The organism is Neoroseomonas rubea (assembly GCF_016106015.1).
Classification (GTDB): Bacteria; Pseudomonadota; Alphaproteobacteria; order Acetobacterales; family Acetobacteraceae; genus Neoroseomonas; species Neoroseomonas rubea.
Genome location: NZ_JACADQ010000008.1, coordinates 36,729 through 46,707 on the forward strand (window position 1 = coordinate 36,729; position 9,979 = coordinate 46,707).

The window sequence follows — 9,979 nt, forward strand, 5'->3', positions numbered from 1 at the left end:
GCCCTGCCCTCAGGCGGGCACGAGGCCTGCGGCTTCCTCGAGATCTACGCCGACCCACAGACCGTGCTCGCCGCCGCCGAGGATCACGCCGCGCAGCGGGCTGACATCCCCGAAATCGCGCCCCCAGGCCAGCACCACATGCTCGTCACGCACGACGATGTCATTGGTCGGATCAAGTCCGATCCAGCCGTACTCCGGGCCGAGCCAGGCCTCGACCCATGCATGCGACTGGTCGGCCCCCCGCCGCGCCACGCCGCCGGGTGGCGGGCGCGTGCGGACATAGCCCGAGACGTAGCGTGCAGGCAGGCCGAGACCCCGCAGCCCGCTGATCATCACATGCGCGAAGTCCTGGCAGACGCCGACGCGGCCTTCCAGCACCTCCGCCACCTGCGTGTGCGGTCCCGTCACGCCGGACTGGTAGGTGAAGTCGCGCCGGATGCGCGACATCAGTTCGAGCAGCCCCGCGAGAACCGGGCGCCCTGGTGCGAAGGATGCCGCAGCATAGCCCGTCGCGGCCGACACCCGCGGCGCCAATGCGCTCGGGAAGGCGAACTCCGCCGCGGGCGATAGCCGCGCGATGTCGCGCACCGCCTCCCATGACGGGGTCTCGGCAGGCGGCGGCGGATCGGGAAAGCGCACCTCGACCAGCGCCTCGGCAATCACCTCGAAGCGCGCATGCGGCACGTCGAGGAAGACCCGCGTCGCGCGATTGCCGAAATGGTCGGGCGCCGACGTCATGTGTGACGGCGTCGGCGTGACGTGCAGGGCGGTCCCGCTGACGCGCTGGTGCGAAAGGTCGCGCGGCGTCAGCAGCAGCAGATGCGCCGCAAGGTCGACGGCGTTCGCGTAGGCATAGGTGGTGACGTGGCGCAGCCGATAGATCACGCCGCCCCCCGGAGAGCCGGTGCGGCCCCCTCGATGCCGAGCGTCTGCGCGGCCGGCAGCAACGCGAAGTAGCGGCGCGTGACGGCATCGGACAGGGCCGCGATGCGCCCGGCCATGTCCTCGAGGCGCGGCGGCAGACCGGCGGAGGCGATGGCCTGGTCGGGGCTCGCAAGCACATGGGCCACGAGCGCGTCAGCCTCGGCGAGCAGCGCCGCCGCTTCCTCCGGCAATGCGCGATCCTCGGTGCCAGCGACTTCCGCGAGACCCCGGCGGATCGCAGCCAGTTGGAAGGCGAGCGCGCGCGGGTTGCTCTCATCCGCCAATACGAGGTCGAGCGCCGGCGCGGGTTGCAGGATCGTGAGGTAGCGGCTGCGATAGGTGATGATGCTGTCGCAGAGTTCGAGGATCAGCCGCAGCCCGCCCTCGATACGGCCTGGCGGCTGGTCGAGCGCGAAGCCGACCTCATGCGCGATCGCCTGCGCGCGCTCGATCCGCCGGCCGAGATCGAGGAACAGCCAGGCGCCCCCGCGCACCATGCTTTCGGCCGCGACGCCGGCGACCGCGGTCGCGAAGCGCAGGACGGAGATCATGGCGCGGCTGATCGCCTCCAGCCCGTCTCCCGCCTGCGCCATTTCTGCCCGTGCGGTGCGGAGTGTCAGGGTGAAGGTGGCGTGCATGTCGGCGGTCAGCCTGTCACGCACCATCGCCGTCAGCGTCGCGATGCGGTCGGCGAGCGCGAGCATGGTGCCGCCCTCGCGCATCCCGGCCGCGATGACGCCGGGCAGCGCCTGCGCGGCGGCGGACCCCATCGCCTCCTCCGCGCCGGCGAAGCCGGCCTGGGCGAGGCAGCGGGCGAGTGCCGCGACCTCCGCCGCTTCCCGCGGCAGGATCACGCCGCGGGAGATGCGCGCCTGCGTCGCGCGGACGAGCCGCGCGGCGCGCTCGAGCCGTTCCGTGTAGCGGCCGAGCCAGAACAGGTTGTCCGCGACGCGGGACGGCAGCGCACCGGGCTGGCGGCGGATCGGCAGCGGCGGGAACTGCATCGCGGCGGGGCCGATGATGTCCTCCCCTTCCTCCGCCAGCACCCAGACATCCTTCGACAGGCCGCGCGGGGGCAGCGCGCCGCCGAGGCTCTCCGCATCGCCGATTCGTGCGAGGCCGCCGGGCAGCACGCGCCATCCCGCCCCGTCGAAGATCGCGAAGACGCGAAGGGCGAGCGGCCGCGGTTCCAGCACGTCGCCGGCGACACAGGGGACGAGAGACGCGACCGGCAGACGTGTCGCGGCATGCGCTCCGGGCCGGCTTTCGGCCGAGATCGCATGTGCCCAGGAATCGAGCGGCAGGGGCGCGGGCGCCGCGCCATCGGTCGCGCTGCGCACGCGCCAGCCTTCTTCCTGCGCGACGCGCGCGCGCGCGACGGGATCCCCGAGCCAGAGCGTCTCGACGGAAGGCAGCAGCAGGTCCTCGCCCAGCAGCCTCTGCGCCAGCGCAGGCAGGAAGGCGGCGAGCCCCGGTGCCTCGGCAAGCCCCGCGCCGGGCGCGTTCAGGATGCGCACCGCCCCGCCTCGCGCCGCATCCAGTAGGCCGGGCACACCCGACGTGCCGGCCTCCGTGGTCTCGAGCGGGTCGAGCATCATGCCTTCGAGGCGCGAGAGAAGTACGTCCACCCGCTGCAGCCCCTGCAGCGTCTTGAGGTGGAGCGTGCCGCCGCGCACCGAGAGATCGCCGCATTCGACCAGCGCGCAGGAGAGTTCGCGCGAGAGCAGCATGTCCTCGAACCAGCGCGGGTGATGCGTGCCGCGCGTCAGCAGCGCGATCGCCGGGTCGCTGCGTTCCGGTGGCGCGAGCCGCTGCAGCGCGTCCTGCCACACATCGAAGAAGGGCCGCATCGAGCGCACCTGCGCGCCGCGGAAGGCCTCGGGCATGACGCGGCCGAGCAGCCGCCGGTTCTCCCGCGCCATGCCCAGGCCGGCCGGCGCCGTGGTCCGGTCCGCCAGCACGCGCCAGCGCCCGTCAGGGCCGCGCAGCAGGTCGGCGGCGTAAAGGTGCAGCATGGGCGTGGCCGGCGCCATGCCCTCCCGATGGCAGGGGCGCATGAAGGCCGGGTTCGGGAACACCAGGTCGGGCGGCACCAGCCCGTCGGCGAGCAGCGTCTGCGGGCCGTACAAGTCGCCGAGCACCGCTTCGAGCAGCCGGGCGCGCTGCGCGATGGCGGCCTCCAGCGCCGCGAACTCGCCCGCCGGAAGGACGAGCGGCAACGGGTCGCAGCGCCAGGCGGCCTCCTTGCGCGCACCCGGCAGCACGCCCGCCATGCCCTCATCCTCGAAGGCGCGATCGAGCCGGCGCGCGCGCTCGGCCAGCATGCCCTCCCCCATACCGCCGAGGATGCCGAGCAGGTGCCGCCAATGCGGCCTGACGCCGCCGCGGCCGTCCACCATCTCGTCCAGCGGTGCGGGCCCGGGCGCGTCAGGCATGGCGTCTGAGGTCGAGCGTGATGGGTGTCTCGAGACCAGGCTGAGGCTCCCGCGGCGCCATCCGCCCCGGCGTGTGGCCGAAGGGGAAGACGCGCGCGCGCCGCCGCGCCTCGGCCTCGTTCGCGTTCACCGGGTAGCGATCGTAGCTGCGACCGCCCGGATGGGCGACGTGATAGGTCATGCCGCCGAGGCTGCGCCCCGTCCAGCGGTCGAACACGTCGAGCACGAGCGGCGTCTGGGGACGGATGGTGGGATGCAGCGAGGATGGCGGGTTCCACGCCTTGAAGCGGATGCCCGCGACGTATTCTCCCGCCCGCTCGGTGGCGCTGAGCGGTACGCCGACGCCATTGACCGCGAGCATGTGGCGGTCGGCCACCCAATTGCTCACCCGCGCCTGGACGCGTTCCGCGCTGCTGTCCACGTAGCGCGCGGTGCCTCCCGCGGCGTTCTCCTCGGCCAGCACATGCCAGGGTTCCAGCGCGTGGCGCAGCTCCAGCTGCACGTCGCGCACCGCGACTTCCCCAATCAGCGGGAAGCGGAAGGCGAAATGCGTGGCGAACCAGTCCGCATCGAGCGGCGCGCCGAGCTGGCGCAGCTCCTCGATTGCATCGGCGAAATCCCGCTCGCAGAAATGCGGCAGCATGAACTGGTCGTTCAGCCGCGTGCCCCAGCGCACCAGCCGCCGTTCGTAGGGCCGTTCCCAGAAGGCCGCGACGGCGGCGCGCATCAGCAGCATCTGCGCGGTCGACATCTCGGCATGCGGGGGCATCTCGAATGCGCGGAATTCGACCAGGCCGCGCCGGCCGCTCGCACTGCCGGCATCGTACATTTTGTCGATGCAGAATTCCGTGCGGTGCGTGTTGCCCGTCATGTCCGCGAGGATGTTGCGGAACAGCCGGTCGGTCATCCAGGGCGGCGTCTCCTGCCACGGCCGGATCTTCGAGAAGGCGATCTCGAGCTCATGGATCGCGTCCATGCGGGCTTCGTCGACGCGCGGATGCTGGCTCGTCGGCCCGATGAACAGGCCGCTGAACAGGTAGGATAGGCTCGGGTGATTATGCCAGAAGCCAACCAGCGACTTGAGCAGGTCCGGCCGCTTCAGAAAGGGGCTTTCGGCCGGCGTCGCGCCGCCCATCACCACATGGTTGCCACCGCCGGTGCCGACATGGCGGCCGTCGGTCATGAACTTCTCGGCCGCCAGCCCTTCCTGGCGAGCAGCCTCGTACAATTGCTCGGTGCGCTCCACGACCTCGTGCCAGCTGGTGGCCGGGTGGATGTTCACCTCGATCACACCAGGGTCGGGCGTGACGGAAAAATGCAGCAGCCGCGGATCGGCTGGCGGCAGGTAGCCCTCCAGCACCACCTTGCGTCCGGTCTCGGCCGCCGTCGCCTCGACTGCGGCAGTCAGGTCGAGCCAATCCTCGACCCCGAACAGCGGCGGGTAGAAGACGTGGATCCTCCCCTCCCGCGCCTCGACCGCCAGCGCGGTGCGCACCACGCCGGGGTCGGAGGCGCCGACCACGGGCAGCTCCTGCGGTTGCGGACGAAAATCCTCGATGCCGCTGATCGTGCCCTCGCCCGGGCGTGGCCGCATCAGGGCACGCTGGGACAGGGCCTCCGGGGCCATCTGCGCGCGCAGCGCGCGTTGCGCCATCAGCGCGGCATGCGGCGGCAGGTCGTCGCGCCAGGCGAAGGGATCGGCCTCGTGCTCGGTGACGCGGCGCGCATCCTCCTCGCTCATCCAGGGCAGGCTGGCGAGCGGCAGGCGCAGGCCGAGCGGGCTATCGCCGGGGATCAGGAACAGATGCTCGCCGCGCAGGAACCAGCGGCCGGACTGCCAGCGCCGCGCGCCATCCTGCATGACGCGGCGCAGCGGAAGCACTGCGCCGACCTCCGCCGAGAGCCCCTGGCCGAACACCTTCGCGAGCCGGGCGCGCTCGAGCGGGTCGGCCAGCCGACTGTCCTCGGCGACGACGTTCGCCGGCAGGCGCTGTTCCCGCCAGAGATAGTAGTGGATGTCCTCATGCGCGCCCTGCACGAACGCCGGATCGATCTGCAGGCGTTCCGCCAGCGTCCGCGCGAAGCGGATGGCGTCCGCGGCTGTGGCTTCGTCCCGGTCGTCGTCGGAGGCGAGCAGCGCGGGGTCCCTCCAGACCGGCTCCCCATCCGCCCTCCAATGGGAGTAGAGCGCCCAACGCGGCAACTGCTCGCCCGGATACTGCTTGCCCATGGCGAACTGCAGCGCGGCGCCGGGCGACCACAGCGCCACGAGGCGGCGCAGCAGCCGCCCCGCATAGGCACGCTTGGTCGGGCCGAGCGCGTCGATGTTCCATTCCGGCGCGTCGCGGTCCGAGGCCGCGACAAAGGTCGGCTCGCCGCCCATGGTCAGCCGCAGGCCCAGCGCCTTGAGCTTGCGGTCCACTTCCTCCCCTGCCGTGCGGATCGCCCGCCACTGTACCGCGGTGTAGGGCTTCGTCACGCGCGGCGTCTCTCTGATGCGCGCGACGTGCATCTCGAAGGCGAACTCGGTATCGACCTTCTCGAGCCCGCCCGAGATCGGCGCAGCCGATTGCGGCTCTGGCGTCGCGGCGAGCGGGATGTGCCCCTCGCCCGTCATCAGGCCGGACGTCGCGTCGAGGCCGATCCATCCGGCACCGGGGAGGTAGACCTCCGCCCAGGCATGAAGGTCGGTGAAATCGGCGCTCGGGCCCTCCGGGCCGTCGATCGGCTTCTGGTCGGCCACCAGCTGGATCAGATAGCCGGAGACGAAGCGCGCCGCGTAGCCGAGCCGCCGCAGCAGCTGCACCAGCAGCCAGGCGGAATCGCGGCACGATCCGCGGCCTTCGTCGAGCGTTCGGTCGGGTGACCAGACGCCGGGCTCCATGCGCACGACATAGGCGATGCGCCGCTGCACCAGTTGGTTGATGGCGACCAGCATGTCCACCGTGCGCTGTTCGCCGCGGGGAACCTCGGCGAGCAGCGCCTCGAGCCGCGGGCCGGAGGGATCGATGCGCCGGAACGGCGCAAGTTCCTGCTCGAGCCCCGGATCATAGGCGAAAGGCCAGGTCTCGGCCTCGGGCTCGAGAAAGAAATCGAACGGATTGATCGTCGCCATGTCGGCGACGAGGTCGACCGTCACGTCGAAATGCGTCACCCGCTCGGGAAAGACGATGCGGGCGAGAAAGTTCCCCTGCGGATCCTGCTGCCAGTTGAGGAAGTGCGGCTTGGGCTCGATCTTGAGCGCGTAGGACAGCACCGGCGTGCGGCTGTGCGGCGCCGGTCGCAGGCGGACGGTCTGCGGGCCGAGGCTTGCGGGCCGCTCGTACCGATAGGTCGTGCGGTGCGTCAGGGCGACGTGGATGGACATGGCCGAGCCTGGAACAGTGAAGGTTGCTTTCCCATGGATGCAATCCGCGGTCCACCGGAAGCATGGCTGGGACGCCGTTGCGCTGGGTCAAGGCCGGGACGCCCCCCGGCAGCCTAAGGGATGGATGCGTCTGCCCGGGGAGGATGTTTCGTGCCAGCGACGATCCTGCTGGGGACCTATGCGCTGCTGGTGGCGCTGCCCGTGGCGCTCGGCTGGGGATTGGTGGGGCCCGCCCGGCCCTGGCCGGACGAGATCTCCTCCGCCCTTGCCATGGCCGGCTTCGCCGCGCTGCTGCTGGAATTCCTGCTGTCCGGCCGCTTCCGCGGCATCAGCGGCGGGATCGGTATCGACCGCACCATGCGCTGGCACCAGATCTTCGCGCGGGTGCTGACGGTCGGGCTGCTGCTCCACCCGTTCCTCTACACCGTGCCGATCGGGGCGCAGTTTCTCCGCCCCGAGGATGCCACCCAGGCGGGCGTGCTCCGCCTCGATGCCTATACGCTGGTCACGGGCTGGGCAGCCTGGCTGCTCCTGGGGCTGCTGACGATCACAGCGATCGGGCGCGACTCGATGCCCTGGCGGTACGAGACCTGGCGGCTGCTGCACGGGCTCGGCGCCGCGGCGGTGGCCCTGCTCGGCATGCGGCACACGCTCTGGGCAGGGCGCTATAGCACGGACCCGGTCCTCACGACCTATTGGGGGGCGATGTTCGCCCTGGCGACCGGGAGTCTGCTGCTGGTCTATCTCGGCCGGCCGCTGCGGCACATGCGCAGCCCCTGGCGGGTCGCGTCGGTAACCCGGGCCGCGGAGTGCATCTGGTCGGTCGTGCTGGAACCGGTCGGGCATGCGGGCCTGCGCTTCCGGGCGGGGCAGTTCGCCTGGATCCGCCTCGGCGCCTCGCCCTTCTCGTTGCGCGAACACCCCTTCTCCATCGCTTCCGCCCCCCGGCCCGACGGAATGCTCGAGTTCCTGGTCAAGGAGGCCGGCGACTTCACCCGCGCGGTGGGCAGCATCGCGCCCGGCACGCGGGCCTTCGTGGACGGGCCACACGGGCATCTCTGGATCGAGGGGCGAGCGGAGCCCGGCCTCTGCCTCATCGCGGGCGGGGTCGGCGTGGCGCCGTTGCTGTCCATGCTGCGGGCGAAGGTGGATGCGCGGCCGGTCCTGCTTCTGTACGGCAACCGTCATGCCGGGCAGATCCTGGGCAGCGAAGACCTCGCGGCGAGCGGCGCGGAGGTCGTGCATGTGCTGCAGGAACCGCCGCCCGGCTGGCAGGGCGCGACGGGGCTGATGGACCGTGCCTTCATCCGCACCCGATGCGAGGCCCCCGCCAAGGCGGGCTGGCTGTTCGTGCTGTGCGGCCCCCCGCCCATGATGCGGGAGGTCCGGGCCGGCCTCGCCGCCCTTGGCGTGCCCGCCGGCCGCATCCTGGAGGAACGCTTCGTCTATGATTGACGGGCGCGGCGGGGCGCATAGGCTCGGGCTCTCTCCGGGAGGGAAGGACGCGCCATGGCAGATATCGTGATCCGCGGCGGCACCGTGGTGGACGGCACGGGTGCGGCGCCAGTCGAAGCCGATGTCGCGATTGCCGACGGCCGCATCACCGAGGTCGGCCGCGTCGTCGCCTGCGGGCGGGAGGAGATCGACGCCCGCGGCCGCATCGTCAGCCCCGGCTTCGTCGACATCCACACCCATTACGACGGCCAGGCGGTTTGGGACTCGCATCTGGCACCCTCCGCCTGGCATGGCGTGACGACGGCGGTGATGGGCAATTGCGGCGTCGGCTTCGCGCCCTGCCGCGCCGCCGACCGCGACAAGCTCATCGAGCTCATGGAAGGGGTGGAGGACATCCCCGGCCCCATCCTGCATGAGGGCCTGGACTGGCGCTGGGAGACCTTCCCCGAATACCTCGACGCGCTGGACGCGAAGCCGCGCGACATCGACATCTGCGCCCTTCTGCCGCATGGCGCGGTGCGCGTCCATGTGATGGGCGAACGCGGCCTGGCGCTCGAGAACGCCAACCAGGGCGACATCGCGGCGATGCGCGCCATCACGGCAGAAGCGCTGCGCGCCGGCGCCTTCGGCGTCTCGACCTCCCGCACCATTTCGCACCGCACGCTGAAGGGCGACCCGACGCCGACGCTGCGCGCACAGGAGGAGGAGTTGCGTGGCCTCGCCGAGGGGCTGCGGGATGCTGGCGGCGGGCTGCTGGAACTTGTCTCCGACTGGAACACGCCGGACCCGGCGACGGAGTTCGCCATCGTCCGGCGCGTGGTGCAGGCAACGGGGCAGCGCGTGCTGTTCTCGCTGACCGCGCGGCACGACCGGACCGAGGCCTGGAAGGAACTGCTTGCCATGTCCGACGCGGCGGCGGCCGAGGGCCTGCCGATACGCCCGGTCTTCCCGCCCCGGCCGATCGGCATCCTGCTCGGGCTGCAGGGCAGCCAGAATCCCTTCTCCGGCTGCGCATCGTACAAGTCCATCGCGCATCTGGCCGCCCCGCAGCGGGCCGAGGCGATGCGCGACCCGGCGCTGCGTGCGCGCATTCTGTCCGAGGACCGCGTCACCGGATCGAACTTCCCGCTCATCACGCGCCTGTCCTTCGAGCGCATGTTCCCCTTCGGCGATCCGCCCGACTACGCGCCGCCGAAGGAGGCATCGATCGCCGCTATCGCCGCACGCGAAGGGCGCAGCGCGGAGGAGGTCGCCTACGACCTGCTGGTGGCCGATGACGGGGCCGGCTTCATCTTCGCGCCGCTGACGAACTTCCACGACTACACGCTGTCGGCCAGCGCGGAGTGCCTGCGGCATCCGAACGCGATTGCCGGCCTGTCGGATGGTGGGGCGCATGTCGGCTTCATCTCGGACGGGTCCTTCCCGACCTTCCTCCTCGCCTATTGGGCGCGCGACGCGAAGGAACAGGTCTTCGCGCTGCCAGAGATCGTGCGGCGCCTGACCTCGGACACCGCGCGCGCGGCCGGGCTCGCCGACCGCGGGGTGCTGCGGGCGGGCATGAAGGCGGATGTGAACGTCTTCGACATGGCGTCGCTGGGGCTCGACGCGCCGCGGATGGTGGCCGACCTGCCGGCTGGCGGGCGGCGGCTGCTGCAGCGGCCGCGCGGCTATGTCGCCACCATCGTCGCGGGGCAGGTGACCTATCGGGATGGGACCGCGACCGGCGCGCTGCCGGGCCGGCTGGTGCGCCGCGCCGCCTGATCCGTGCGCGCACTGCCGCCGAGCCTCTACGCCGAGG

Annotated in this window: 5 protein-coding genes; 2 read left to right on the top strand and 3 right to left on the bottom strand. The window is 71.6% G+C overall.

Annotated elements, in window-relative coordinates; genetic code table 11:
- Nucleotides 1-9: 9 nt before the first annotated feature.
- The 3 genes from HW577_RS02250 to HW577_RS02260 are packed head-to-tail and all read right to left on the bottom strand — an operon-like array spanning nucleotide 10 to nucleotide 6,726.
- Nucleotides 10-885, bottom strand: coding sequence for a transglutaminase family protein (locus HW577_RS02250; RefSeq protein ID WP_198374428.1), 876 nt, complete (start codon nucleotides 883-885; stop codon nucleotides 10-12).
- Complete coding sequence (locus HW577_RS02255) at nucleotides 882-3,359, bottom strand: circularly permuted type 2 ATP-grasp protein (RefSeq protein ID WP_198374429.1); 2,478 nt, start codon at nucleotides 3,357-3,359, stop codon at nucleotides 882-884. The genes HW577_RS02250 and HW577_RS02255 overlap by 4 nt, the downstream gene beginning before the upstream one ends.
- On the bottom strand, nucleotides 3,352-6,726 hold the full coding sequence (locus HW577_RS02260; RefSeq protein ID WP_198374430.1) for a transglutaminase family protein: 3,375 nt from the start codon (nucleotides 6,724-6,726) through the stop codon (nucleotides 3,352-3,354). Before HW577_RS02260 ends, HW577_RS02255 begins: the two co-directional genes overlap by 8 nt.
- A 150-nt stretch (nucleotides 6,727-6,876) precedes the next feature.
- Between HW577_RS02260 and HW577_RS02265 the strand changes: the two genes are divergently transcribed.
- Nucleotides 6,877-8,181 carry a ferredoxin reductase family protein gene (locus tag HW577_RS02265; RefSeq protein ID WP_198374431.1) on the top strand — a complete coding sequence of 435 codons (1,305 nt, stop codon included), beginning with the start codon at nucleotides 6,877-6,879 and terminating at the stop codon, nucleotides 8,179-8,181.
- A 54-nt stretch (nucleotides 8,182-8,235) separates the two neighbouring features.
- Nucleotides 8,236-9,942, top strand: coding sequence for an N-acyl-D-amino-acid deacylase family protein (locus HW577_RS02270; protein WP_198374432.1), 1,707 nt, complete (start codon nucleotides 8,236-8,238; stop codon nucleotides 9,940-9,942).
- The last annotated feature ends 37 nt before the right edge of the window (nucleotides 9,943-9,979 follow it).

What these genes read in the sequence shown, in the direction of transcription:
- HW577_RS02270 (WP_198374432.1), top strand. Translation starts at nt 8,236, where the DNA reads ATGGCAGATATCGTGATCCGCGGCGGCACCGTGGTGGACGGCACGGGT.
- HW577_RS02255 (WP_198374429.1), bottom strand. Translation starts at nt 3,359, where the DNA reads ATGCCTGACGCGCCCGGGCCCGCACCGCTGGACGAGATGGTGGACGGC.
- HW577_RS02260 (WP_198374430.1), bottom strand. Translation starts at nt 6,726, where the DNA reads ATGTCCATCCACGTCGCCCTGACGCACCGCACGACCTATCGGTACGAG.